General features: G+C 46.3%; 24 protein-coding genes and 2 pseudogenes. 9 read left to right on the top strand and 17 right to left on the bottom strand.

Annotation, left to right across the window (positions count from 1 at the left end; all coding sequences use genetic code 11):
* Positions 1–101 precede the first annotated feature (101 nt).
* Positions 102–1,019, top strand: a complete 918-nt coding sequence (locus C400_RS0116065) for a LysR family transcriptional regulator (RefSeq protein WP_017427573.1) — start codon at positions 102–104, stop codon at positions 1,017–1,019.
* 336 nt (positions 1,020–1,355) lie between these two features.
* On the opposite strand, the gene C400_RS27930 is transcribed toward C400_RS0116065, so the two are convergent.
* From C400_RS27930 to C400_RS0116040, 5 genes are all read right to left on the bottom strand, one after another.
* Positions 1,356–1,496 carry a hypothetical protein gene (locus C400_RS27930; protein WP_016822153.1) on the bottom strand — a complete coding sequence of 47 codons (141 nt, stop codon included), beginning with the start codon at positions 1,494–1,496 and terminating at the stop codon, positions 1,356–1,358.
* Between the two features lie 77 nt (positions 1,497–1,573).
* The gene (locus tag C400_RS0116055; RefSeq protein ID WP_017427572.1) at positions 1,574–2,374 is read right to left on the bottom strand and encodes a DUF3592 domain-containing protein; all 801 of its coding nucleotides are present in this window, start codon (positions 2,372–2,374) and stop codon (positions 1,574–1,576) included.
* Between the two features lie 75 nt (positions 2,375–2,449).
* Positions 2,450–2,869: a hypothetical protein gene (locus C400_RS0116050; protein ID WP_016822155.1), complete on the bottom strand. Its 420-nt coding sequence runs from the start codon at positions 2,867–2,869 to the stop codon at positions 2,450–2,452.
* A gap of 235 nt (positions 2,870–3,104) precedes the next feature.
* Positions 3,105–4,385, bottom strand: a complete 1,281-nt coding sequence (locus tag C400_RS0116045) for a helix-turn-helix domain-containing protein (RefSeq protein ID WP_016822156.1) — start codon at positions 4,383–4,385, stop codon at positions 3,105–3,107.
* A gap of 21 nt (positions 4,386–4,406) precedes the next feature.
* Entirely contained in the window at positions 4,407–5,225 is an 819-nt protein-coding gene (locus C400_RS0116040) for a carbon-nitrogen family hydrolase (RefSeq protein ID WP_017427571.1), read from the bottom strand.
* Positions 5,226–5,401: 176 nt separating this feature from the next.
* Here C400_RS0116040 and C400_RS0116035 point away from each other — a divergent pair, with 176 nt between their 5' ends.
* The 8 genes and pseudogenes from C400_RS0116035 to C400_RS0116000 all read left to right on the top strand — a co-directional run bounded on the left by C400_RS0116035 (position 5,402) and on the right by C400_RS0116000 (position 13,349).
* On the top strand, positions 5,402–6,583 hold the full coding sequence (locus tag C400_RS0116035; protein ID WP_017427570.1) for a pyridoxal phosphate-dependent aminotransferase: 1,182 nt from the start codon (positions 5,402–5,404) through the stop codon (positions 6,581–6,583).
* A gap of 241 nt (positions 6,584–6,824) precedes the next feature.
* A complete protein-coding gene (gene proB / locus C400_RS0116030) occupies positions 6,825–8,030 on the top strand; it encodes a glutamate 5-kinase (protein WP_016822160.1) in 1,206 nt (401 codons plus the stop codon).
* A gap of 12 nt (positions 8,031–8,042) precedes the next feature.
* Positions 8,043–9,337 (top strand): annotated as a pseudogene (locus tag C400_RS0116025) (glutamate-5-semialdehyde dehydrogenase).
* A 38-nt stretch (positions 9,338–9,375) separates the two neighbouring features.
* Positions 9,376–10,242, top strand: coding sequence for a pyrroline-5-carboxylate reductase (gene proC / locus C400_RS0116020; RefSeq protein WP_016822162.1), 867 nt, complete (start codon positions 9,376–9,378; stop codon positions 10,240–10,242).
* Positions 10,239–11,450, top strand: coding sequence for a 2,3-diketo-5-methylthiopentyl-1-phosphate enolase (locus C400_RS0116015; RefSeq protein ID WP_017427567.1), 1,212 nt, complete (start codon positions 10,239–10,241; stop codon positions 11,448–11,450). Before proC ends, C400_RS0116015 begins: the two co-directional genes overlap by 4 nt.
* On the top strand, positions 11,447–12,124 hold the full coding sequence (locus C400_RS0116010; protein WP_016822164.1) for a 2-hydroxy-3-keto-5-methylthiopentenyl-1-phosphate phosphatase: 678 nt from the start codon (positions 11,447–11,449) through the stop codon (positions 12,122–12,124). The genes C400_RS0116015 and C400_RS0116010 overlap by 4 nt, the downstream gene beginning before the upstream one ends.
* Complete coding sequence (gene mtnB / locus C400_RS0116005; protein WP_017427566.1) at positions 12,124–12,780, top strand: methylthioribulose 1-phosphate dehydratase; 657 nt, start codon at positions 12,124–12,126, stop codon at positions 12,778–12,780. Before C400_RS0116010 ends, mtnB begins: the two co-directional genes overlap by 1 nt.
* 218 nt (positions 12,781–12,998) lie before the next feature.
* Positions 12,999–13,349, top strand: a complete 351-nt coding sequence (locus C400_RS0116000) for a nuclear transport factor 2 family protein (RefSeq protein WP_017427565.1) — start codon at positions 12,999–13,001, stop codon at positions 13,347–13,349.
* Positions 13,350–13,452: 103 nt separating this feature from the next.
* Here the strand turns inward: C400_RS0116000 and C400_RS0115995 are convergent, their stop codons facing one another.
* The 12 genes and pseudogenes from C400_RS0115995 to C400_RS0115940 form a co-directional block, all read right to left on the bottom strand.
* Complete coding sequence (locus tag C400_RS0115995; protein WP_016822167.1) at positions 13,453–14,064, bottom strand: flavin reductase family protein; 612 nt, start codon at positions 14,062–14,064, stop codon at positions 13,453–13,455.
* Positions 14,065–14,225: 161 nt separating this feature from the next.
* On the bottom strand, positions 14,226–15,008 hold the full coding sequence (locus C400_RS0115990; RefSeq protein ID WP_016822168.1) for a hypothetical protein: 783 nt from the start codon (positions 15,006–15,008) through the stop codon (positions 14,226–14,228).
* Between the two features lies 1 nt (position 15,009).
* Positions 15,010–16,269, bottom strand: coding sequence for a hypothetical protein (locus C400_RS0115985; protein ID WP_016822169.1), 1,260 nt, complete (start codon positions 16,267–16,269; stop codon positions 15,010–15,012).
* Between the two features lie 88 nt (positions 16,270–16,357).
* The gene (locus C400_RS0115980) at positions 16,358–16,828 is read right to left on the bottom strand and encodes a hypothetical protein (protein WP_016822170.1); all 471 of its coding nucleotides are present in this window, start codon (positions 16,826–16,828) and stop codon (positions 16,358–16,360) included.
* On the bottom strand, positions 16,825–17,490 hold the full coding sequence (locus C400_RS0115975) for an RNA polymerase sigma factor (RefSeq protein ID WP_016822171.1): 666 nt from the start codon (positions 17,488–17,490) through the stop codon (positions 16,825–16,827). The genes C400_RS0115980 and C400_RS0115975 overlap by 4 nt, the downstream gene beginning before the upstream one ends.
* A gap of 140 nt (positions 17,491–17,630) precedes the next feature.
* On the bottom strand, positions 17,631–18,359 hold the full coding sequence (locus C400_RS0115970) for a DnaD domain-containing protein (RefSeq protein ID WP_016822172.1): 729 nt from the start codon (positions 18,357–18,359) through the stop codon (positions 17,631–17,633).
* 3 nt (positions 18,360–18,362) lie between these two features.
* A complete protein-coding gene (asnS, locus tag C400_RS0115965; protein ID WP_016822173.1) occupies positions 18,363–19,658 on the bottom strand; it encodes an asparagine--tRNA ligase in 1,296 nt (431 codons plus the stop codon).
* Between the two features lie 132 nt (positions 19,659–19,790).
* The gene (locus C400_RS0115960) at positions 19,791–20,987 is read right to left on the bottom strand and encodes an acetate/propionate family kinase (RefSeq protein WP_013371630.1); all 1,197 of its coding nucleotides are present in this window, start codon (positions 20,985–20,987) and stop codon (positions 19,791–19,793) included.
* A complete protein-coding gene (locus tag C400_RS0115955) occupies positions 20,984–21,856 on the bottom strand; it encodes a 3-hydroxyacyl-CoA dehydrogenase family protein (protein WP_013371631.1) in 873 nt (290 codons plus the stop codon). The genes C400_RS0115960 and C400_RS0115955 overlap by 4 nt, the downstream gene beginning before the upstream one ends.
* A 136-nt stretch (positions 21,857–21,992) precedes the next feature.
* Positions 21,993–23,494, bottom strand: a pseudogene (locus C400_RS0115950) (AAA family ATPase).
* Positions 23,487–24,020 carry a hypothetical protein gene (locus C400_RS0115945; RefSeq protein WP_016822175.1) on the bottom strand — a complete coding sequence of 178 codons (534 nt, stop codon included), beginning with the start codon at positions 24,018–24,020 and terminating at the stop codon, positions 23,487–23,489. The pseudogene C400_RS0115950 and the gene C400_RS0115945 overlap by 8 nt, the downstream one beginning before the upstream one ends.
* Positions 24,021–24,493: 473 nt before the next feature.
* A complete protein-coding gene (locus tag C400_RS0115940) occupies positions 24,494–25,018 on the bottom strand; it encodes a cell wall elongation regulator TseB-like domain-containing protein (protein WP_016822176.1) in 525 nt (174 codons plus the stop codon).
* Between the last annotated feature and the right edge of the window lie 6 nt (positions 25,019–25,024).

Raw genomic sequence — 25,024 nt, 5'->3', positions numbered from 1 at the left:
GACACATGAGATTCGTTAGGATTGGGCATTTAATTTTATTATTGTATAATCAGTCTATGATGTAATAGGAAAAGCTTATAAGACAAGGAGCATAAAATTCGATGGAATTCAGACAGCTTCAGTACACCCTGCAAATTGCAGCGGAAAAAAACTTCTCACGCGCAGCAGAAAAACTGCATATCGCTCAGCCTTCGTTGAGCCAGCAATTGTCCAAACTGGAAAAAGAGCTTGGTGTACTGTTATTTCAACGCAACACCAGCACGGTGGAACTAACACATGCCGGAGCAAGCTTTGTGGAAAAGGCAAAAAAAATAGTCGACGCGGTGGAACAGCTCCGACAGGAAATGGACGATATCTCTCAGTTGAGAAAAGGGAAGGTCGTCGTTGGCAGTATGCCTATCACGGGCTCCCATTTGCTGCCACATGTGCTGCCTGTATTCAAGAGGGCTCATCCAGACATTGAAATCGTGTTAGTCGAAGATTCATCCATGAATCTGGAGAAAAAAACGGCAAGTGGCGATACCGATCTCAGCCTGCTCTCTCTTCCCCTAGTAGAACCTACACTTTCTTATGTACCCATAGGTGAAGAGTGGATTGATCTCGCTGTTCCTCCAGGTCATCCCCTAGCCCTGCGTAAAAACGGTAATCAGCCGCAGCCAGTGCACATGGAAGAACTTAAAGACGAGCCTTTTGTCGTCCTGAAAAAAGGGCAAGGCTTTCGCAAGCTGACGATGGATCTGTGTCATCAGGCAGGCTTTGAACCTAATGTGGTGTTTGAAAGCACCAATATGGAGACACTCCAATCGCTCGTAGCGACAGGTATGGGAGTGACGCTCGTTCCCCGTTTTATCGCCCGCGCCGCCAGCAGCGAGTTTGTTCCAGCATTGCTGCCACTAGCCGAACCTACCCCCAGCCGTACCCTGGCGATTGCTTACCGGAACGGACGTTATTTGTCTAAAGCTGCCGAAGCTTTTATTGATACCTTCCGAGAAACGGTCAAGCAACTTTCTCAAAAGTAGCATCGAACGTGAAAAGGACCGTTTTCCTCCCCAGCCCAAGCCAGAGAGGAAGACGGTCCTGGGGCTTCGCCCCTATACTTTCAATACGGCATTTAGATCACGGGTTCGATTACACTGTTGCGATTGCTTCCCTCTGTCTTCAACGAACCACATTTCATGTTCATTTGAAATCCATGTCAGCCTCGCCTGATTACTCTACACTTGCTCGGAAACTCCACTTTATCCATCCCGCATCACTTCTTTCCTTAAGGTCTCTAGTCTTGGTATCCAAGAATGTCCTACCTCAGTTCCAATGTGCTGTGTGATCCCAAAGTGCCTGTCCTCGCCTTGTTGTGATCAGGGTCTCCCTACATGGGGTGGACTTTTATCCTGATCATAGCCCATTTCAAAGTTGTTTCCGACAACCTGTCTATTTAAGCCTCTCGGCCGTGACAGGCCATCCCTATTCGCCAGTTCGGATCTACTTTGGTTATCCATCGTTATCAACCTCCTGGTGTCGGGATACTATTATAATACACCTATGGGCTGTATCTGAAACAGATTCAACAATTTTTTTATCGGGATGAACCAAATGCTTGCTGCACGTCGGATTCACTCACTTGTGTTTTAATAACCAGTTTCGAAGGATCTTGAGGCGAATATATCACCTCTATAATACTTCCCTGCTGCAGTTTGGATAGTTGGGAAGAAAAAACTTCCTTCTGCGTGGTTACATTAAATGTCTCGCCGTTGCTTTTCGTTATTGTCAGTGTAAACTGAAGCTTGATTTTATTGGGCCCCGCTTCACCCATGGGTGTGACATCCATTATCTTTGCATAGGCCTGTTCACCGGTTTTGGCAATTTCCATCAGCTCAGGCGATACGCCCTGCTTGACCATCTGCTCATTCATTAACGCTTGCAAATCCATTTGCGACACCTGACCTTTCAGGTCAAGACCCACCTTCATTTTGTCTTTCTCAGATACGATCAACGGAATAATCGAGCCTGGCTGAAATTGAGCCATGGAGGTCAAAGGAATAATCGTCGTCAAAGCAGTATCATATTTATCTTCACCCTGTTTGGTTACGGTCAACCCGAGCTTTACCTGTGGTTGATTGTTTACATAAGTCCCTGTTTGTTGAACACTTGTAATGATTCCAACCCCCGGAACACCCTTCTTGACTTTACCGCCACCAAAAAACAAACCTAAAATACCCGGTAGAAATATAAGCGCAAAGCCTGTATAAATTAACGGCCGATACCACGGGGCTTCCATAATTAAAAATGGATCATCCCATAAATATTCAGCCAGAAAAGGCGAAAACCCTACGCCAAACACCAGAAGTACCCCGATCAAACTCAAAAATCCTTTCATTCTCCAAAACCCCTTTTTCAATCATTTATTTAAAAAAAATGTGCTCGCAAGAATGGTGAAACGCCCGCCAATCATTTACGCTGTCACCAGCCCCATATAAATCAGCTCTGATGGATTTGCCGGATTGCTACCCAGACCCACCACATCTCCAGGTCGCGGAATTTGCAGCTTAGATACGAGCGTTTCCAGCGTTTTTTGGTATCGATTGCCGCTAACTTCCGTCACATCTAGTACAAGCACCACAATCGGATCAAAATTCACGAGCTTCCCGGTATCTGTTACCGAAATCACAACCGCAGTTGCTGCCATCGCCAAGCCTCCGTTAGCCGCCGTTTGAGCTTGTCTTGCCGAGTTTAAGCTCTGGTTGATCTGTTCCCGATGCTCTTTGGGGACCAGACCTTTCATAAATAATCCGGATAAGCCCTTATTCATCAGTTGATCTGCATGTTCTATCGCATCCTGCTGTTTTTTCTTCTTACCGAAAAAGTTCATCATGTGGTTGCACCTCATATTTTGTATTGTTGTACCTTATGAATTCAGTATAGAAGACGGTATCCAACACCACAATACGTTTTGACGCATACAAAAAAACCGAAAAAACAGCAGCTTTAAACTGTTTTTTGTCGGTTTAGTTTTGAGCTTTGGGGCGGTTTGCACAAAATTTTGCGCACTTCAGAGCATTCTTTTGCACGATCATCTGAATGTTTTGTGAAAAACGAGTGCATTCAGCCTATTTTTTACGCAAAAGATAGACCAGTTTACGATAATACGCTGATGATTCTTTATAGCGACGACTGTCCTCGGATACTACAGCCAGCGTTTCATATAGTTGCTCAAGCCGCGCTGGATGCTGGAGAGTTTCAAAATAAGGCAAACATTGCAGAGCATGCGTCCAAAAAGCATCCTGTTTTCCCTGGGCAAGCGCAAGCTGGCTTTCATAAAAATCAAGCCCCATTTGCTGATCCGTTGTCAGATTAGTTTTACGTAGCTGATCCAGATGCTGTGAGAGCAGTCCCCAGTTTTTTCGGGCAAATGCAATCTCACAACGGTATATCAGCGTAACGGGCAGCATCATTTGTTGCATTTCCTCTCTCTCCCGACTCACCAATGCTTCAAAACGCACTACTTCTTCCAAGGCCTTATCCAGCTCGCCAATCGATGTCAGCATAATAATCCGATTGTTCAGGATCGTCGTAAGCATATCTGCCGCATTTTCCAAATAGACCAAATTCGCCTCCGCCATAGACAACGTTAACAGTGCTTCCTGTACAGAACCCATAGCAAAGCAATATCCGCTATAAGTCACGTACAGGCCCGTCAGACGGTGAAAGAGCCGATCATCATATACCCTGCGCATTGTTTGCTCAAACACCTGTTTGGCCTGATCAAATTGCTTGACCTGAATGCAGGCCTCCATCATAATGTTTTGCGCATTCAGCCAGTTTTCGGTTCCCTCATCCACCAGGCGGATGAGCTGCGTAACGTTATTTAGTACATCATAATAATGATTTTTAGAGCGGAAATATTGAATTTTATAAAATAAAATTGCTTTTTTTAGTGGTGCGGGCAACTCCACCTCATCCGAGCGACCAAACCTCTCCAAATAAAAATTCAAATAGGTTTGATGCAAATATTCATAGGCTGTTGGGTCATTTAGCTGCTGGAAATAAACAGCCTTCATCAAATAAGTCGTCATTTCCACCACGAGCGAATCGTTGCGATCCTCCAACTGATCCACATAGCTTTCCGTAGCGGGATTAGCCAGCTTGGACAGCTCTGTGAAAATCGTATCCGCTGTAGCCAGCGTCTCCTCATCCTCTGCCGATGCACGTAATAGGTAGGAAGATTGTACACCTAGACGTTCAGCAATTTGCTCAGCTAAATCCTCAGCCAGCGGGTAACGGTCAGCCAATATATTCGCAAAATGTGCAGGGGTAACTAATCCGTCTACTAACTCTTTACGGGATAGGTTTTTCTTTTTACACAAAAATTCAATGCGTTCCTTAAGCATGGATTATCCTTTCTATACTGACTATCGGTCATACAGCAGGGGACGCCGATCTTCAAACACTGGAATACGCCCACGCACGTCCTGAACCAAGGCAGACTCAATTGAGCCTGTGAGAATCTCCTCCTGCTCTCCGCCTTCGGCAATCATTTCTCCCCATGGATCAATGATGAGCGAATGCCCGAAGAAATCGGTATCTCCACTACGACCTACCCGGTTACAAGCAATGACATACATCTGATTTTCAATAGCCCGTGCGGTCAGCAGGGTACGCCAGTGGTGAAGCCGGGGATGAGGCCATTCTGCAGGTACGATCAGCAAATTTGCGCCAGACAGGGCCAGACTGCGAGCCAGCTCAGGAAAACGGATATCGTAACAAATTGACGCCCCAGCCTGTATTCCGCCATCCAGTGCGAATACAACTTTCTCCTCGCCAGGCTGTAAATATTTCTCTTCATCCATAAGTCGGAACAGATGAATTTTAGAATACGACGCCACCTCTTTGCCTGTACGGTCAAAAACGAGCATCGTATTGTATACATGACCGTCGCTTTTTTTCTCTGCGATCGACCCTGCTACTACATTCACTTGATAAGTGGCGGCAAATGCCGCTATCCATGCCCGAGTCTCCGTGCCTTCTTCGTCCGCCAGCTCATGAATGCGATCCAAGGCATAACCTGTATTCCACATTTCCGGTAGAACAATCAGATCTGGCTTATGTTCGGCCTTTACCGCTTGTTCCATTAAAGAACGGATATGATTGTGGTTTTCGGGAGGATTTCCTATCTCTATATGAGCTTGTATAAGTGCCACACCGAATGGCTGAGCTTCCTGATACGTCAAAGTTCTTCATCCTCTCTATGAGCCGGAACTTCCCGTGTCCCATTGTCCGGTATTTTCTCCCATCATAGCCCGATTAGTCTGGATTACGCAACCATACAAGCTCAATTCCCCCTATACAACTCGGTAAAATCGTGATAGATTGTTTCTTAAACTATTCCAAAAGGTCGTGTACATTGATGACTCATTTTTCTATTCCCTCGGCTGACGTCATGAAACAGTTACCCACTCAATTTTTTGCCACACTTGTACAAAATGTAAACCGTGAAATTGCAGCAGGGCATGATGTCATTAATCTCGGACAGGGAAACCCGGACACTCCTACTCCATCTCATATTGTAAAAGCTTTACAGGAATCAGCGGATAACCCGCTGTATCATAAATATTCTCCTTTCCGCGGCTACAGCTTTCTCAAAGAAGCCATCGTCCAGCGCTATCAGGAGGATTACGGTGTAACGCTTGACCCGGAAAGCGAGGTCGCCATCCTGTTTGGCGGAAAAACAGGCTTGGTTCAGCTACCGCAAGTTTTGCTCAATCCCGGCGATGTGTGTCTCGTCCCTGATCCCGGCTACCCGGATTACTGGTCTGGCGTAGCCTTGGCTAAAGCGGAAATGTCATTTCTCCCCTTAAAGGAAGAGAACCATTTTCTGCCTGATTATGAAGCCATTTCCGAAGAAGATCGCCGCCGCGCCAAATTAATGTTCCTTAATTATCCGAATAATCCCACTGCGGCAACTGCCCCACTCTCCTTTTACGAGGATACGGTTGAATTTGCGCTACGTAACGGTATTGTGGTTGCCAGTGATTTTGCCTATGGCGCTATTGGATTCGATGGCAAGCGGCCTGTAAGCTTCCTACAGGCCGAGGGGGCTAAGGATGTGGGGATTGAGTTCTATACCTTGTCCAAAACATACAACATGGCCGGCTGGCGTGTTGGTTTCGCGCTCGGTAATGCCAAGATCATCTCGCTGATTAATTTGCTACAGGACCATATTTATGTAAGCCTGTTTGGAGGTATTCAGGCAGCAGCGGCGACAGCTCTGACGTCCTCACAGGAATGCGTAACCGAGCTGGTTGCTCGCTATGAATCACGCCGCAATGCTTTTTATGATGCCCTTGGTCAAATAGGCTGGAAGGGGACGCGTCCAAGCGGCTCCTTCTTCAGCTGGTTGCCTGTGCCGCAGGGCTATACTTCGGCTTCTTTTGCTGATCTGCTACTGCGTGAAGTCAAGGTAGCTGTCGCTCCAGGGATTGGGTTCGGTAGCGGCGGCGAAGGATATGTGCGAGCAGGGCTTCTGAGCTCAGAAGCTCGACTGGCCGAGGCGGCTGATCGAATTGGCAAGCTAAACCTGTTTGGTTAAGCCGTATTTTCCAGCTACAACTTCTTTGCCAAACCTAGTCTTTTCGTGGTATTCTGTATCCAATATCATTTAGCGCGTTGAAGGGACTATTAAGAGAGGCTCGGTCCTGTTCAGAGAGTAAATTCCGATAGGCTGCAAGAATTTACCTGGACTCTCTCCCAACTCCTATCCCCGAGCGCCCTGCGCAATCAGGCGGTCCCTGCCGTTAACAGGTTTTAAGTGGGATGATCATGAATCATCAATGAAGGTGGTACCGCGGAAGCACAAACTTTCGTCCTTTGCATACAAAGGATGGAAGTTTTTTTGCATTAAAAAGAGTAAAATTAAGGAAGTGGACGTCTTGTCAACACGTATCGTCATTAAAATCGGTAGTAGCTCCCTGACTGGAGTGGAAGGTGGTCTGAATCGGGAAGCCATCGCTTATTTTGCTAGGGAAATCAGCTTGCTTCGTGCAAAAGGCCATGAAGTGCTGCTGGTTACATCAGGCGCTGTAGCCGCCGGGTTCCGGGAGATTGGATATCCCTTTCGGCCCAAACTGCTGCATGAAAAGCAAGCGGCAGCTGCCGTCGGCCAAGCTCTTCTCATGCAAGCCTATGAGCAGGCTTTTAAAAATTTTGACCTCGTAATCGCGCAGGTTCTGCTGACCCGTAGTGACTTTCTGAGCCGCAAACGGATGAACAATGCCGGAATGACTGTAGAAGAATTGCTGCGCCAGCAGGTTATCCCGATTTTTAACGAAAATGACACTGTATCGATTGACGAATTGAAATTCGGCGATAATGATATGCTGTCTGCACTAGTTGCCAATCTGGTCAAAGCCCAGCATTTGATTATCATTACGGATACCGATGGCGTATATACGGCTGACCCGCGCAAGCATCCAAACGCTGTACGTTTTGAACGTATCGAGGAAATTACAGAGGAGATTTATGCATTAGCCGGAGGTTCTGGATCAGCAGTAGGAACTGGCGGCATGCGATCCAAAATCGAGGCTGCCAAAGTGGCTACACGCGGCGGTGTGCCTGTATATGTGGGACGGGTAAGCGAAAATGGTGATCTAGACGCAGCCGTCGAAGGACACGGACCAGGCACTTATTTTGATACTCACCTCTCCTCACTGCCGATGAAAAAACAATGGCTTGGATTTATGTCCACACCTTTGGGCTCAGTGCATGTAGACCAAGGGGCCGAAGAAGCGTTAGTACACGGAGGACATAGTCTGCTTCCGGTTGGCGTACGACGTGTCGAGGGCAGCTTTCATGCTGGAGATGTCGTTGAGGTACTGGGACCGGAAAATAAGGTATTAGGACGTGGCATCGTCAATTATGATGATGAACAGCTTAAAATGGTACAAGGTTTACCTAGCGGTGAGGTTGTGGGCAAAATTGGTCCCATCCATCGGCTTGAGGTGATCCACAGGGATGAATGGATTACATTATGTATGTAGGGAGGCCATAATATGAGTGATTTAACGACAAACACAGCGATAACAGAGGATAACCAGTTCAGCGAAGTACGAACCAAAGCAAGTCTCGCGAAAAAAAAGTGCCGGGGTTATGAACCGACTGACTACAGCACAAAAAAAACGAAGCATTGCTTGCTATGGCTGAAGCTCTAGTAAACCATACAGAAGAGCTGATTGCAGCGAATCATATGGACTTAAAACGTGGTCGGGAGTTGGGAACGTCGGAATCGCTGCTCGACCGCCTCAAGCTGACCGAGGAGCGAATCGGGGCCATTGCTGAAGGATTGCGGCAAATTGCGGCACTACCTGATCCGGTCGGCGACACGCTTGAGCAAATTGAACGTCCGAATGGTCTGCGGATTGAGAAAATACGTGTACCGCTGGGTGTCATCGGCATCATATATGAAGCGCGTCCAAATGTGACCGTGGATGCAGCGGGCCTGTGCTTGAAAACAGGCAATCCGGTTGTGCTGCGCGGGGGTTCGGCTGCTCTCTCCTCCAACCGCAAGATCATTGAAGTGCTTCAGCAGGCGCTAGACGCAACAGCCGTGCCACGCGAGGCGCTTCAACTCATTGAAGATTCAGACCGTGCCTCCGTCAGCGAAATGCTCACCTTGAACGGCTTGCTGGATGTGATTATTCCACGCGGCGGGCGTTCACTCATTCAAAATGTTGTTCAGAATGCTACCGTGCCTGTCATCGAAACCGGGGCTGGCGTATGCCATACGTTCTTGGACGCTACAGCGAATGTAGAAATGGCCGAAGCGATTACACTCAATGCGAAGGTACAAAGACCGTCCGTGTGCAACTCAATGGAAACACTGCTCGTACACTCGGATTATGCCCAAGCACATTTAACAGGATTGGCTGAACGTTTTCGTGATGCTGGGGTTGAGCTGCGCGGATGTGCACGGACACGAGAACTAGCTCCTTGGGCTGTCTCTGCGACGGAAGAGGATTATGGCACTGAGTACAATGATTACATTTTGAATGTAAAAGTCGTAAACAATTTGGACGAAGTACTGGAGCATATTGCCCGGTATGGCACGATGCATTCAGAGTGTATTGTTACTGAGAATAAAGCTCATGCTGAGCGTTTTCTGCAAGAAGTGGACGCGGCAGCCGTGTACCACAATGCATCCACCCGCTTCACGGATGGCTTCGAGTTTGGATTTGGTGCCGAGATCGGAATCAGCACACAAAAATTACATGCCCGCGGCCCTATGGGGTTGCCTGCCTTGACTTCAACCAAATACCGCGTGTACGGTACTGGACAAATCAGGGAATAATATCATAAATCAATCCGTATCTTTGGAGGTATGAATCCATGTGTGAATCACAAACAAAGGTGTTAATTAACGAGCAAATTACGTTTTTCGGTGCAGGTTCAATGGCTGAGGCTATTATTCGTGGGATGACGAATCGTTCTGTCGTTAAACGTGGCGGTATTACCGTCATCAACCGCAGTAATCAGGCTCGTCTTGAAGAACTCCAACAGCAATACGGAGTATTGTTCCAAACTGAGGATGCAGCCAAAACGGAACTGCTGCGTCATTCTCCAGTGATCGTGCTTGCCATGAAGCCTAAAGATGCTGCCGGGGCACTTGGACAGCTCGGTCCCCTTCTGTCAGATGAACAGCTGATCATTTCGGTCATCGCCGGGTTGTCTATTCGTACCATGCAAACGTTGCTTGGTCGCAAACAGCCAATCGCACGAACGATGCCCAACACATCCAGTTCGATTGGACTGGGAGCCACAGGCATCAGTTTTTCCAAGGAGATCAGCGAAACTCAACGTAAAAACGTGCTTACGATGTTCGAATCCGTAGGTACAGTAACGGTTATAGAGGAAGAGAAAATGGATGTACTGACCGGCATTTCCGGAAGCGGCCCTGCCTATGTCTACTACTTAATGGAGGCGATGATTGCCGGGGGAATCCGCGGTGGCTTGACTCCTGAACAAGCGCATGAACTAACAGTGCAAACTGCGCTTGGCGCAGCACGCATGGTCCAGCAAACCGGAGAGGAGCCTTCTGCCCTTCGTCATAAAATCATGTCTCCTAATGGCTCCACGGTAGCTGCATTGGAAACACTGGACAAAGGTGACTTCTACGAAACGGTGATTGCGGCGGTGCAGCGCTGCGCTGAACGATCCCGCGAGATGGGAGCTGTACTTAAGGAGGGAATTGAGTGAGCTATTGCCTGGCGACCTACCGAATATACGATGACAAAGCTGATTTTAAGCAAAAGGCCCAATCTATTGCCATCGGCATGACGGTGGGCAGCTGGACTGAGCTCCCGCAGGCCAAGCGGGATGCGATGCAGAAGCATCTCGGCTCTGTTCAATCTGTGGATATTCACGATGGAGGTCCCGGTGAGCGGTACGCCGACTTAACGATCGCTTACCCGGATGTCAATTTCAGCCGTGATATTCCCGCATTGTTAGTTACGGTCTTCGGCAAAATTTCGATGGACGGCCGAATTAAGCTGACGAAGCTGGGTTTCTCGGAAGCATTCCTCTCTGCTTTTTCAGGTCCGAAATTCGGTATCAGCGGCTTGCGTGAGCAGCTTGGCGTGTATGATCGGCCTCTGCTCATGAGCATTTTCAAATCCGTAATTGGGCTCAATTTGGACGAACTGCGTGAACAGTTTACCCGTCAGGCTCTCGGCGGCGTTGATCTGATTAAGGACGATGAGATCTTGTTTGAAAATGCTCTGACGCCGATTGAAAAACGTGTCGAAGCCTGTATCCGAGCTGCCGAAGCGGCTGAACGTGAAACTGGTAAAAAGCTGCTGTATGCCGCTAATTTAACCGGTCCAACCTCGCAGCTCAAAGCGCAAGCCCTCAAGGCTATCGGCGCAGGTGCGAACGCATTACTATTTAACGTGCTGGCCTATGGTTATGATGTACTGCATGAGCTTAGCAGCGATCCCGCGGTTTCGGTACCGATTGCAGCCCATCCTTCATTAGCAGGTGCTGCATACCCATCACCTCATTATGGTATATCGGCGTCCGTCCTGCTTGGTCAGCTTATGCGGCTAGCTGGTGCTGATCTCGTTCTCTTCCCTTCCCCCTATGGCTCAGTGACAATGCCGCGTAAGGAAAACATGGCGATTCGCGACGAGCTGATCACCCCTGCTCTACCGCTGAAGACCAGCATGCCTGTCCCTTCCGCAGGGATACACCCCGGTCTGGTGCCACTCATTGTACGCGACTTTGGTACTGATGTGGTGGTTAACGCCGGGGGCGGTATTCACGGACATCCACTAGGTACGGAAGCTGGTGGGCGCGCTTTTGTGCAGGCGATTGAGGCGGTGCAGCAGAATGTCCCGCTGGCCCAATACGCCCGCACTCATCCCGAGTTGCAATTTGCGCTCGACACGTGGGGAGGCGAACGATGAGCACAGCCAAGAAGCCCGTCATTTTTTGTGATTTTGACGGGACCATTACGAACAGTGATAATATTGTCGCTATTATGAAGCATTTTAAGCCTGTGGGCTATGAGCCCATCATGCATCAAATTGTGAACGGGCATATGTCCATTCGTGAAGGCGTAGGTGCGATGTTCGCCTTGATGCCTTCGAAGCTTAAGGAAGACGTTATCTCATATGTACTTGGACAAGCGGGTATACGTCAGGGCTTTGCACGCTTTTTGGACTTTGTACGAGAGCAGCAGATTGAATTTTTCGTTACTAGCGGCGGCATTGATTTTTTTATTGATCCATTGCTAGAACCGTTCGGCATCCCGCAGGATCACATTTTTTGCAACGGAGCGGATTTTTCCGGGGCTCACATCCAGATCACGTGGCCGCATCGGTGTGAGGAGCCATGTAAGAATGACTGTGGCATGTGCAAAACGACCGTCATTCGTCAATACCCTCCCGAGCAATACGAACGGATTTTGATTGGCGACAGCCTGACAGATTTTGAAGGAGCCAAAATTGCCGACCTTGTGTACTCCCGCTCACATCTGACATTAAAGTGTCAAGAGCTTGGCGTACCGCATGTACCCTTTGAGACATTTGACGATATTATCGAGGATTTAAAGCAAAAACAGGAGCAGGGGGTACTGTAATGAGTTTTAACTTGGCAGACATTTCGTTTGAGGAAAAACGCCGTTCACTGGAAGAACTCGCTGATGTCAAGGAGCTATTCGCCTCTCGCAACTGGTTCCCAGGTACAAGCGGTAATCTGTCGATCCGAATCGGTAATTTTCACCCAGAACAATTTTATTTTGCAGTCACCGCTAGCGGCAAGGATAAGACCAAACGTACTCCTGAGGATTTTCTGTTCGTAGACCAATACGGAAAAGCGGCAGAAGCCACAAACCTCAAGCCAAGTGCAGAGACGCTCATCCATTGCGAAATTTACCGCCTGACAGGCTGTGGAGCAGTTTTTCATGTGCATACCGTGTTTAACAACCTGATTTCCGAATATTACGGTGAGCAGGGCTTTGTACCTGTGCAAGGCATCGAGCTCATTAAGGCTTTTAACATTTGGGAGGAAAATGCCGCCATTCAGATTCCCGTACTGCCAAATTATGCTGACATCGCCTCAATTGCCAAGCTGGTACCAGACGTGCTGAATGATCAGGTTCCAGGCATTTTATTGCGTAATCATGGCATTTATGCATGGGGTTGTGATGTGTTTGAAGCTAAAAAGCATCTGGAGGCGTTTGAATTTCTGTTTGAAACGACCTATCGCTCCCTGCTACTGAAAAATTCGAAATGAATAAATCATAAATATTAAAGATGCGTATCATTGAATGGTAAAAATGGTCATTGAATATCGAGAACGGTACCTAGCGAAAGCACGGAACGTTCTCTTTTTTATTTAAAAAAAGCAACCTATCCTACTGGCTACCTAAAAACTAACCTGTTTTCTCAAATGGACTTTTTTAATCCCATGAAGGTATCACTGAAAATTGAAAGGCAACCTGGGGTGATAAGTTGAGTAAAGAATTAAAAGATATAATATTAAGTTTAGAAAAGCAGTTAATGCATGCTCGAAGAGAGGATTTTGAAAAACTATTAGCTCATGACTATATTGAGTATGGTTCGTCGGGTAGAAAGTACGACAAGTCAATGCAATTAACCTTTTTAAAGAGTAGGTCTCCATTGAACCATATACCATTTATACTTACTGACTTTAACATAAGGTTGTTATCTTCAGAAATTGTGCATGCAACATACTGTACTGAGTCAAATGATACCGGAATTAAATCATTAAGAAGTTCAATTTGGAAATTAAATGAAGGGCAATGGCAAATGTTTTTTCATCAGGGTACTCCAACCAAGTAGAGACTCTTTTTAAACAATTGTTCTTCTAAATCCTACAATCCTCTCTGAACATTTCGTTGCCTGATAATTCTTTTATTCAATGTTGTAAAAAAAACAACGTCCCCTATTGGGGACGTTCCAGCGGGAATTGCTCTCCTAGCTTTGCATAGTTGTTTCCAGCCAACCGACTCACCGGACGCAACTCCTTGGCAATCACATATGTATTTTGGTACGCTTCCTCTGATAAATGATACTGCACTACGCGCCCAATTAATAGGTCACAGGCAGGTGTGTCCTCCTTGCCTCCCAGCGGTATCACCTTCTCCAAAATACATTCCATACGTATTTTCGCTTCAGTCACACCGGGAACTGCAATTTTTGTACTCTTTATTGGGGTGAGACCTGCCAGTGTAACCTCACTCTCCTCCGGCGACAGACGAGAAGCCGTCACATTCACTGCCCCCACATTGTCTTCGTCTGTAATATGTACGACAAAAGCATTGTGCTCCATCGCATTACGCGCTGTATCTTTAGAAACTCCATCGACACGCTGTACGGATACAGACAGCAGTGGCGGCTCGGCGGCAACGATGGAAAAATAACTGAACGGAGCACCATTCAGCACCCCTTCGCTACTCAAAGTCGTTACAAACGCTACTGGCCTTGGGATAATACTCCCGGTCAACAGCTTATAATTTTCACGCTCTGTAAGTGTGTCAGGATTTAAAGAAATCATTTTTCCCCTCTTTTCCGACTACATTCGCTTCGAATGCATATCATCAAGTTACGCCTGGTAAGCAACTACAATTTATAACCAGTCACATGGTGCAACTCAGGCTTCCCTAACAAGTATCGCGTGAATGATACAAAATGTAAAGCTGAAGCTAGAAGCCCTCTCTATTTTTCAATCACATTCCCCTGACTGTCACGCACAGTAACCGCTATTCCCTCAGGCACAGCAATGGTAACGTCCAGCTGATGATGTGTCTGCATAAAACGTGTGGGAACCTGGCTGAGAAGTACATATAGTGTGTCTCCAATTTGCTTTGTCTGATACAGCTCCGTTCCTTTGAAATCATCCTCATTGCCTGTATATATATAATTCCCGAACACATGCACCTCCGGTGAGGTGGTTGCGTCAATTTTGACCGCATAGGGATCTTCTCCCTGTACAATCACCTTGGTCACTCCGGCAGGGAGTTTTTCATGCCAGTCTGGGAGAGTCCTTGTTTCCTGAACCGAACTCATCATTTCTCTGACTTGCGGAGTGATGCCCAATGAGCTGACTAAGGCAAATCCGATACAACAAAAAACCAATATCGCCGTAATAAACATACTGAACAGATCATAGCGAATGCGCTCACGTGTCCCTTTCCAAGCGGTATACATTAAAATCTCCAGTCCCAGCAAAACAAACACGACAGGCCACCACGTCAACGCTTGATCCAGTATGCCCGCTCCCCAAAACTTAGACGCAAACGTTACGCCGCCCAGCAGTACCAGAAAAAGCCCCATGGACAGCCTTCCAACTTTCCACACACCTGTTGGAGCGTTTGAGCTCTTGGAGGTGCCATTCTTATGGGATGAAGTACCCAATAAACCTATTGCCCCAGTCACGTCGCTCTGAGAGTGATGGGCTCCCTTAAAGGAAGCCTCACTCTTTGAAAATTCAGTATCCATTCTATCGTTTCTCCTTTGCTCGCTTCAATTTGGAATTACCGATCATCATCCAAACACCGCCGCCAATTAATAGAAGGGAGACAATAATGGTTCTTAAATACATATCAACTAAATTGTAAATTTGTCCATCCGGGAACAGACGGTCCAGTGTCGGAACAAGTACGTTAATCAGGATGTAGTATGCACCTAGCAGAAGCAGTCCCAAGCCTACCCAGCGATGATATTGAGCAAACATACCGATCACAGGCTTGTCGATCAGCTGCTCCTGCCCATAACGGCTTACCTGCTGCAATGCATCAAAAAAACTGTAAAACCAGACCACCGGGATTAGAAACAAAAAGAGTGAAAGATGCAGCACGTCCAGTATATAGATAAATCCTAAAAACAGTAGCATGAGCTGTAGTCCACGTTTTTGCAACCCAATATACATATGTCCGGCACCGGGAAATACCGATAAAATGGTAGCCAGCATTTTACTACGACGTCCCTCAACTCTTCCATGCTCCAGTTCCTCAAACAAAGTCCGGTCCTGAAGAATGTCTCCAGCTTGTTTACGATGTACATGCTGCACCGCATCAAACATGCAATACAGCCAAATAATCGGCAACACGCCTGCAAACGCCAAAAATCCGGATTCGTTCGTTATGCTAGTAATAAAGATGAGGATCGCGCCAAAGCCAAAGAAGGATAACAGAAAAGACAAGCCACGCTGCATCAGCCCCAAATGAAGGTGCCCCAAACCCGGAATGAATGACAGCAAAATCGTAAAAAATCGTTCATTATCCGATCCTTTTTGAAAAGCAGGTGATCCTGCCATACCATAGTATCCTTGTTGATAATACCCGGGACCAGATCCCATACCTCCCCCCGTGGTATTGGTGCCTGTGTCTGTTGCCCCCTCCGGTATCTCTCCTGATAACCCAGTCTGTCCATAAGACCCATTTGGAGAGTAGAAGCCATATGGATTAGAACCTGCATGAGGAGGATATGGAGCAGCGACAGCACGAGGATCATAACGTAACAAGCTAATCACGATATGCAGCATGCTAAGTCCCCATAAAAGGGCAGCAACAAATATACTAGCAAAAAAAGGCGTTCCGTCACTTGCTATCACTGACAAAAATATTCCTCCTGCCAGACATCCGAAAAACAAAATCGTATAGACAAACGCATTGGCTTTTCTGGTCCAGTAATAGTGTCCTACACCCGGAATGATGTTCAATAGAAATGCCAATAGCTTGCTTCGTTCCGTATAAGGCATCGCTACACTTCCTTTCTATTTATGGAATCTTGGTAAAATTCCCAACTGAAGGTTGATTTTAAACTTGTTCATCTTACCCTTAACTTATTTAGGGCTTTAATTTATCGAGCCAGGTTGTCGTAGCTTGCATGACTTCTTCACTGTAAGAGACGCGTTCTTTTGAAGGAACCGGCTTATTGCCTGTTTGCGGCATCATTTTGTCAAAGGCTCCACTGGATAGCAAGATCAACGTCAGACTTGCGGCAATAACATAGTGGAACACAGGTTTTTCAAACCAACGACGTTTTTTGAATATAATTTGACTCGGTTCAGCTTCTATATTAGGAAGAACGGCCATTACCTGATCTGTGAAGCGCTCCGTATCCATCCAGGCAGAGTGTTCTTCCAATGTCGGCTCTAATTGCTCCAGTGCGACAAGATATAGCATCAGCGCTTGTTCATCTTCCAACAAGAGCTTTTCCAGTCGGGTAGATTCCTCTATCGAACAAGTTCCTGTAATGTATGCATGCCAGTCATTCGTTTGCCCTTCCATCCACGGTCTATCCTGTTGGTCAGTCATTGCCATTCCTCCTCCTTCCAGTGATTCCGAATCCATAGTCGTGCCCGATAGAGTCTGGACTCTACCGTTTTTAAAGCTACCTGCGTCTCTTCTGCTATTTGATCGTAGGTTTTGCCCTGCATATAGTAAGCTTGAATAATATCTCGATGCTGCTGGGGCAACTGGGCGATTTTTTGTGATAGTTCTACCGTTTGCTCTTCACGGATGAGACGGGCCAGTACATCTTCATCCGGGGAAGGGAGCTGCACAAGGGATTGTGCCACGTCTATGAGCTCTGCGGGTCGCCTGTCTTGTTTGCGCTTGATATCCAGCGCTTTATGAAGCGCAATTCGGCTCAGCCACGTTTTAAACCCTTCGTTCCGGTACTGGGGGAGAGACTTGTACACCTGAACGAACGCCTCCTGCGCGGCATCCTCTGCTTCCTTGCTGTCATGCAGTACCGAATAGGCCACATGAAATACATGCTTGCTGTACAGCTCTACGATCTCACGGAACGCCTGCCGATCACCGGACCGGATTCGTTCAATGATTCTCTCTATATCAATGACGCTCTCCCCCTTCCCAATACTATAGACGCCAGGAATTTTTCTTCCCCTGCATATTTCTAAAAAAAATTTAAAAAGGACACACCCTCCAAATCGGAAGGGTGTGTCCTCTATCATTAAAGTCTACTTGCTCACTTTAAATTTCTGCCCTACATTACATGTTGCACAGGCGATACTCCGCGTTGTCCATGTATCGCCATTTCAATGTGACAGCCATAGCGCATCAATTTACTACCTAAAAGGCTCAGTTTGCTACTTTAATTGCGACCGCCACCACGGAATCGCTGGGCATATTCTTTCGCATCCTGTGCATTACGAACCCGGTTTCGGCTCCACTCTAGCAGAATACGATCTATATACCGGAAATGTACCTTCCCAGCAAACACCGCTTCCTTCAGGGCCAGCAAAATAAGCTCCTCCGGATACCGATCCTGATCTACCCAACTGCTGATCGTCTCATATTCCATCGGTGATAATGGTCGGCCGAATTCTTTCTCAAAAATTGTGAATAAATTTCGTTCTTCTGTAAGTGGAGATTCCGATACTCCATTCAGTAAATCCGGCTTCCCGGCAAACAAAATGTCATCTTCATCGTGCTGCTCCGAACGCTCGGCGATCATACATTCAGCCAGCTTGCGATACAGACCCGCTAAGTTATAACGTTCAAATTGGACGGATGAACTGCGGTCTTCCACGGAATCTATTCGCAAAAACCCTTCTTTCATGAGCTTACTGAAATAAAGCGCGATTTCGTTTGCAGTGCACCCAATTCGAGCCTGCAATTGCTCCCATGTCGGAAATTCATTACGTTCCGCTTGTTTAAATGCAAGTAACTGCATCAGTAGCAGCATTTCACCATCCGTCAGCCGAAGCGTCCGATAATGCTTGAGCAAAGCGTAGGGAATTTGAACCATTCCGGTTTCCATAGCATAGGCTACTCCCTCCGCCCAATCTGCCGCTGATGTCTTATCAAATGATCCTGTCATTGATTATGGATACAAACGATACAGCATACGTGGGAACGGAATCGTTTCACGTACATGATCGAGTCCACAAATCCATGCTACTGTACGCTCCAGTCCCAATCCAAAGCCAGAATGCGGAACGGTACCATAGGTGCGCAGATCCATATACCATTGGTAGGCTTCACGTGCCAGGTTATGCTCGTTAAAACGTTCTTCCATCAATGCTGGATCGTCAATTCGTTGGGAACCCCCGATAATTTCGCCATAACCTTCAGGAGCGATCATATCGGCACACAGAACAACCTCTGGGCGGGATGGGTCAGGTTTCATATAGAATGCTTTAATGTGAGTCGGCCAATGCGTAATGAACACAGGCTTGTTATATCTTTCGGCAATAGCTGTTTCATGAGGAGCACCGAAGTCTTCTCCCCACGGGATGTCGAATCCTTCACCTTGAAGGAAGGCAATCGCCTCATCGTACGTAATCCGTGGAAACTCACCTTGAATTTGCTCCAGCTTCGAAACATCGCGTCCGATAGCTTCAAGCTCCTTCGCACAATTTTTCAGAACAGACTGCACGATATGGCTTACAAACTGCTCCTGAACGCGCAAGGATTCTTCGTGATCCACAAAAGCCATTTCAGGCTCGATCATCCAGAACTCAATCAGGTGACGACGTGTTTTGGATTTTTCTGCACGGAAGGTTGGACCAAAGGAATATACTTTACCCAGCGCCATTGCCGCAGCTTCCATGTACAGCTGTCCGCTTTGTGTCAAATAAGCATCCTCGTCAAAATATTTGATGTGGAACAACTCAGTTGTACCTTCCGCAGAAGAAGGAGTCAAAATAGGCGGGTCTACCTTCGTAAAACCGTTGCCGTTGAAAAATTCCTGTACAGCACGGATAATTTCCGCCCGGATAATCAGTACTGCACGTTGCTTGGCGGAACGCAGCCACAAATGGCGATGATCCATCAGGAAATCTACACCGTGCTCTTTTGGGGTAATCGGGTAGTTTTCGGTCAAATGAATGATTTCAATACCTGTAACCGTTAATTCATAGCCCGATTGACTGCGCGGCTCCTCTCGCACGATTCCAGTTACATAAAGGGAGCTTTCTTGTGTCAGGGATTTGGCGTCATTCCAAATATCCTCAGACACTTCGCTTTTTACGATAACCCCTTGAATATACCCGCTACCATCACGTAGTTGCAGGAACTGAATTTTACCGCTAGACCGCTTATTGTTTACCCAAGCGCCAATTGTAACCGTTTCCCCTACATGGCGACCCACTTGGGCAATCGTACTTTTATTTGTCATGACCGTCTCTCTCCTTGAACCGAAAATCAAACAGCCCTTCCCCTTGGGTTAGGCTGTTTGCTCTCGCTGTTTGGTGCATGTGGTACTTAAACCATAGTTCCACATGTATAAAGTTTACACTTACGGACCGAACTACTGAACCAGACGGAACGTGTCACGGGCAATTACCAGTTCTTCGTTTGTTGGAATGATCAGTACTTCTACCTTTGAATTTGCAGTTGTAATCCGGCGAATCTCGCCAGAACGAATAGCGTTCAATGATTCATCCAGCTCGATACCGAGGAATGTCAGTTGTTCCAACACTCTCTTACGCAGAACGATGGAGTTCTCGCCTACGCCTGCTGTAAATACAATTACGTCTACTCCGTTCATTGCGGCAGCATACGAACCAATATACTTGCGCAGACGGTATTCATACATTTCAAATGCCAATGTAGAATTAGCTTCGCCTTTTTCCATACCTTCAGTGATTTCACGCATATCACTGCTGATACCAGAAATAGCTAGAAGTCCACTATGCTTGTTCAGCATGGAATTGACTTCATTGACAGTCAATTCTTCTTTGTTCATGACATAAGGCACGATTGCTGGGTCCAAATCACCACTACGAGTACCCATCATAAGTCCTTCCAGTGGAGTCATACCCATGGAAGTATCTACAGACAAACCGCCTTGAACTGCTGTTACACTACCACCATTACCGATATGGCAAGTGATGATCTTCAAGTCTTCCAAAGGACGGCCGACAAATTTGGCAGCTTCCTTACTTACAAAGTCATGGGAAGTGCCGTGTGCACCGTAACGACGAACCTTATACTTATTGTACAACACTCTCGGTATGGCGTACATATAAGCTTTTTCTGGCATGGTTTGATGGAACGAAGTATCAAATACCACAACTTGCGGTACTTCTGGCATATTCAATTCAGCCGCTTTAATCCCCATCATGGATGCTGGGTTATGCAGTGGAGCCAGGTCGAACAAGCGACGGATTTCACTCTTCGCTTCAGGAGTTACGAGCGCTGACTGTTTGAAAATTTCGCCTCCATGAACCACACGATGGCCCACAGCCTGAATTTCGCTAATGCTGGAGATAACACCATGCTCTGCGTCTGTGAGTGCATTCAGCACTTTACGGATGGCAGTAGTATGCTCCAAAATTTCGCTAACTTCAGTGTATTCTTCCTTATTGGTTGGTTTATGCGTCAGAATCGAAGAGTCCATACCGATGCGCTCTACCAATCCTTTTGCCAAAACGGACTCGTCCGTCATATCATACAATTGGTATTTCAGGGAAGAACTCCCTGCGTTGATTACGAGGATTTTCATATCCGGTCACCATCCTTGTCATACTTAAAGAAGCCTTCGCCCGATTTCACGCCCAGATTACCTGCACGTACCATTTTCTTCAGGACGATGGACGGACGGTATTTCAGTTCGCCAAATTCACGGAACATCCGCTCCAGAGCCGCCAAAACGGAATCCAGACCAAAGCGGTCAGCCATTTCCAAAGGACCGTTTTGGAAGTTGTAGCCGATACGCATAGCATCGTCGATATCTTCCGCAGAAGCTACGCCCTCTTGAAGTACATGAGCTGCTTCGTTAATCAGCAGACAGATAATCCGGCTAGTTACAAAGCCAGGAGATTCATAAATCATGACTCCTTTTTTCTCCACGATTTCTTCCACGAACATTTTCGTGTTTTCAAAGGTATCATCTGAAGTTTTCAAACCACGAATAATTTCTACAAGATCAATACGGGATACTGGATAAATAAAGTGCATACCAATAACACGCTCGGGATACTTGGTCGAGCTGGCAAGCTCGGTCAGGCTCAGCGTGGATGTATTACTTGCAAGGATGATGTTGCTTGGACATACATGATCCAACTCTTGGAAAACAACTTTCTTCTCATCCAGATTCTCTGTAATGGTTTCAATGACCATATCACAGCTAGCGAGCTCCGCCAGATGGGATACTTTTTCAATGCGAGATAAAATCAGTTTTTTCTCTGCTTGGGTAATTGCCCACTTTTCCAGTTGCTTATCTAGACTTGTTTCAATCATATTATAAGCGTAGTCTAGTTTTTCTGGTGTCTGCTCTACTAGCAGCACATCGATTCCTTTGGACGCAAGCATTTCAGAAATACCTTGTCCCATGGTGCCGCCGCCAATGACGCCGATTTTTTTAAATTGCATGGTTCTTAACTCCACCCTTTCCTGGTCACTCTCATATATTGTATCCTTCTTTGTCGAAAAATACATGTTTATGTCCCAATAGATAATAATATCTTAGCACGGACTAAAAGTAAAAAAAAATAACCAGCATAAAAAATTATGCTGGTAATAAAGCATTTTCACTAAATTGACATCTAAATTGATCTCCGGACAGCGTTTCTTCCTTCATCAAGATGTCAAGAGAATTGTCGAACACAGGACGATGCTTTTCCAACAACTCCAAAGTGCGGTTATGCAGGTCATTCATAATCTCGCCATTTTCCCGCATGAGTTCCTCTTTTGTAACCATTTCCATATTAATAATCCCAAGAGAAGTCAAACCGGAAGTCATCATCGTATGAACGATGTTCAGTGCCTGCTCAAAATCATTACTTGAACCAGTACTTCGACCGCCGTAGTACATTTCTTCTGCTGTAGCCCCTGCGAGCGAGATCATAATTTGCTCCTCCAGGTACTGCTTGGTATATAAATAATGCTCTTGCTGTGGGTTGTGACGCACGTAACCGAGCGCTTTCCCACGCGGGCTGAGCGCCACTTGACTTACACTACCAGGACGGACGATTTCAGCCATAATAGCATGTCCCAGCTCGTGAATCGCTACACGTTTTTTCTCTTCGAATGTCGATTCTCGGTCTGTTTTCTCACCCATCATCACCTTGTCAATTGCCATGGACAGATGACTTTGCGCAATCATTTGCTGATCCTGTCTCATTGCATAAATGGCTGCTTCATTCATGACGCTCTCCAACTGTGCACCGGAAAAACCGTAAGACTCCTCTGCAATTTTGTCCAAATTAGCATCTTCCTGGATCGGTTTGTTTTTGGCATGAATTTTAAGGATATGAAGACGGCCCTTCTTATCAGGCAAATCTACTTGAATATGACGGTCAAAACGTCCTGGGCGCGTTAAGGCGCTGTCCAGCATTTCTTTGCGGTTTGTTGCCGCAATGAGCAATATCCGCGGCGTATCTGCCGAATAAATGCCATCCATTTCTGTCAGCAACTGATTCAAAGTCTGATCATATTCTCGTTGCTGTCCACCCTCACGCTTACCGCCAATAACATCAATCTCGTCAATAAAAATGATTGCATTTTCTTTCTTTTCCTTGGCTGCACGAGTGCGAGCCTCCCTAAACAACTCACGGACACGACCTGCACCAACACCTACGTACATTTCAACAAATTCACTGCCTGAAGCTGCAACAAACACAGAATTAGTATAGTGTGCAGCTGCTTTCGCCATCAGCGTTTTCCCTGTTCCCGGAGGCCTGTAAGCAAAACGCCTTTCAATGGACGAATGCCAAACTTGGAAATTTCATCATGACGATTCAAAAAATCCAAGGCTTCACGCAATTCCTGTTTAGCGCTTTCTTGTCCACCAATTTCCTCAAAAGTCAGCTTGTCCGGACCATTTTTTTTACGTTTGCGCTCTTGCCCGGCACCTACGGCCAAGCCGCCACGAGCATGCATGAGCATTAACAAGCCACTGAGCATCACGCCTGCAACAAGAAGAGGGATAATGTTCACCCCAATAAAAACGAGAAATATAATGGCCACCGGCACAATACCGATTAATATTTCCTTGATCCATCTAGGCATTAGGCCATACCCCCATTTGCTGAGATTGACGTGGCAAAACGATAAACTTCGTCGCATTGCCTTCGCTGAGTCGGATATAGACATTGTTCGAATCCATATCGGTATCAGCCTTGATACCTGTCTTTTTCTTTTTCATCTGCTCAACTGTAGATGAAATTTGAGTATACTTTTTATTTTCCATCGCTTCGGCTACAGGAAACATAGCCTCAGACCACCATTGATTCAGTGCTGAATTGGAACGATCTGCGATATCCAGCTTAATGGTGCGGCTGCCAATGATGGATTGGCCTTTTTGCTTAACCACATCGACTAATCCGGCCACATCCGCCTGCGGTTTGAGATCTAGTTTCAATACCACCTGATCCTGTTTAATATCTATTTGAGCGCTTGTCACGCCTGGATATTGAGATACCAGTTTTTCCAGAGGACTTTGCATTGTAACCTGACGGTAAATGAACCATCCTCCAAACATTAACAAGGCTGCCAAAACGGCCGCCACAACAATAGGAACTGCACGCAATTTCAAACAACATCCTCCTCTCAAAATGTAAAACCCAGAAGAAACGGGACGAATGTCAACAAACAACCAAATTGCATGATCTTATAATGATCAGCAACTCATTTATCTATCATTTTTGTCTATCACTTATAAAATATAGTATATCATAACGTAAATCTAATATCGAAGGCAATGTGTGGAGGAGTTGTGATAAGGCAAAAAGATGCTTCTGGCTTTTAGTCCAGCTTTGCGGAGCAATAAGTAAAAAGACGCAAATACGAATTAGATCGTATTTGCGTCTTTTTTTTATTACTTTCAATCATTCCAAGCTATATAGACTGAGTATAAAAGTTATTTGGAATGGCCCCATGGTTGTCAGCCAGCGGAGTGGAACACTTGAATCTGAAGAAGCGAAGCGATCGTAAGATCAAATGGAATACGCAGCGCTCCTAACGCTCTTGGGTACTCCCAAGCCACAAATCCACACTCTTAACATCGCGCTAGTAATTAGGCAAAGTATACTTTATCCCCGTCGATGCTCCATCTGAGAAACGGTAAAAGGTATAGTTGTGATGGCTTTCATCATCGTAAAACAGTTGCCATACATATTCGCCATTGAACACACTCGGTTGGAGCCTTACAATTTTTGCATTTGGAAGTTGCTGCTGAATTATTGCTGTCATTTTTTGCTCGTCGACTCCGTTTTTCATCAGCTCGGTATGAACACCACTTGGATCTGCGGCAGGTATGTTAGGTTGCCCCTCCATTTTTTGAAAAGGAACCCACACCATTATATTTTCATTCTGTGCGTTTTTTCCTTGAACTACCCAATATATCTGATCCCACACAGACTTCCATGTCTGAGTCGTGCTAACCAGACCACCTGATTGCTTGGCCTTCATGATAGCGGCATTTTTCTCAGCCACCTGGTCTTGAGTAACATACGAATAATACCAGAAAATGCTGACCAGGATCAGTATTACGGCCAAAATGGCGACCGCTATCCATTTCTTCTTATTTTTCAAACCTGT

Source organism: Paenibacillus sp. ICGEB2008 (assembly GCF_000307675.1).
GTDB classification, from domain to species: domain Bacteria; phylum Bacillota; class Bacilli; order Paenibacillales; family Paenibacillaceae; genus Paenibacillus; species Paenibacillus polymyxa.
Note: the sequence above shows the minus strand (reverse complement) of the source record. Positions and strands in the feature narration are given on the sequence as shown.

Coding starts and splice junctions, on each gene's coding strand:
- C400_RS0115980 (WP_016822170.1), bottom strand. CDS start 16,828: ATGACTGACCAACAGGATAGACCGTGGATGGAAGGGCAAACGAATGAC.
- C400_RS0115990 (WP_016822168.1), bottom strand. CDS start 15,008: ATGGATACTGAATTTTCAAAGAGTGAGGCTTCCTTTAAGGGAGCCCAT.
- proC (WP_016822162.1), top strand. CDS start 9,376: ATGTGTGAATCACAAACAAAGGTGTTAATTAACGAGCAAATTACGTTT.
- C400_RS0116035 (WP_017427570.1), top strand. CDS start 5,402: ATGACTCATTTTTCTATTCCCTCGGCTGACGTCATGAAACAGTTACCC.
- C400_RS0115985 (WP_016822169.1), bottom strand. CDS start 16,269: ATGCCTTATACGGAACGAAGCAAGCTATTGGCATTTCTATTGAACATC.
- proB (WP_016822160.1), top strand. CDS start 6,825: ATGAAGGTGGTACCGCGGAAGCACAAACTTTCGTCCTTTGCATACAAA.
- C400_RS0115975 (WP_016822171.1), bottom strand. CDS start 17,490: ATGATAGAGGACACACCCTTCCGATTTGGAGGGTGTGTCCTTTTTAAA.
- C400_RS0116045 (WP_016822156.1), bottom strand. CDS start 4,385: ATGCTTAAGGAACGCATTGAATTTTTGTGTAAAAAGAAAAACCTATCC.
- C400_RS0115960 (WP_013371630.1), bottom strand. CDS start 20,987: ATGAAAATCCTCGTAATCAACGCAGGGAGTTCTTCCCTGAAATACCAA.
- C400_RS0116010 (WP_016822164.1), top strand. CDS start 11,447: ATGAGCACAGCCAAGAAGCCCGTCATTTTTTGTGATTTTGACGGGACC.
- C400_RS0115995 (WP_016822167.1), bottom strand. CDS start 14,064: ATGATTTCTTTAAATCCTGACACACTTACAGAGCGTGAAAATTATAAG.
- C400_RS0116050 (WP_016822155.1), bottom strand. CDS start 2,869: ATGATGAACTTTTTCGGTAAGAAGAAAAAACAGCAGGATGCGATAGAA.
- C400_RS27930 (WP_016822153.1), bottom strand. CDS start 1,496: ATGGATAACCAAAGTAGATCCGAACTGGCGAATAGGGATGGCCTGTCA.
- C400_RS0115955 (WP_013371631.1), bottom strand. CDS start 21,856: ATGCAATTTAAAAAAATCGGCGTCATTGGCGGCGGCACCATGGGACAA.
- C400_RS0115970 (WP_016822172.1), bottom strand. CDS start 18,359: ATGACAGGATCATTTGATAAGACATCAGCGGCAGATTGGGCGGAGGGA.
- asnS (WP_016822173.1), bottom strand. CDS start 19,658: ATGACAAATAAAAGTACGATTGCCCAAGTGGGTCGCCATGTAGGGGAA.
- C400_RS0116065 (WP_017427573.1), top strand. CDS start 102: ATGGAATTCAGACAGCTTCAGTACACCCTGCAAATTGCAGCGGAAAAA.
- mtnB (WP_017427566.1), top strand. CDS start 12,124: ATGAGTTTTAACTTGGCAGACATTTCGTTTGAGGAAAAACGCCGTTCA.
- C400_RS0116055 (WP_017427572.1), bottom strand. CDS start 2,374: ATGAAAGGATTTTTGAGTTTGATCGGGGTACTTCTGGTGTTTGGCGTA.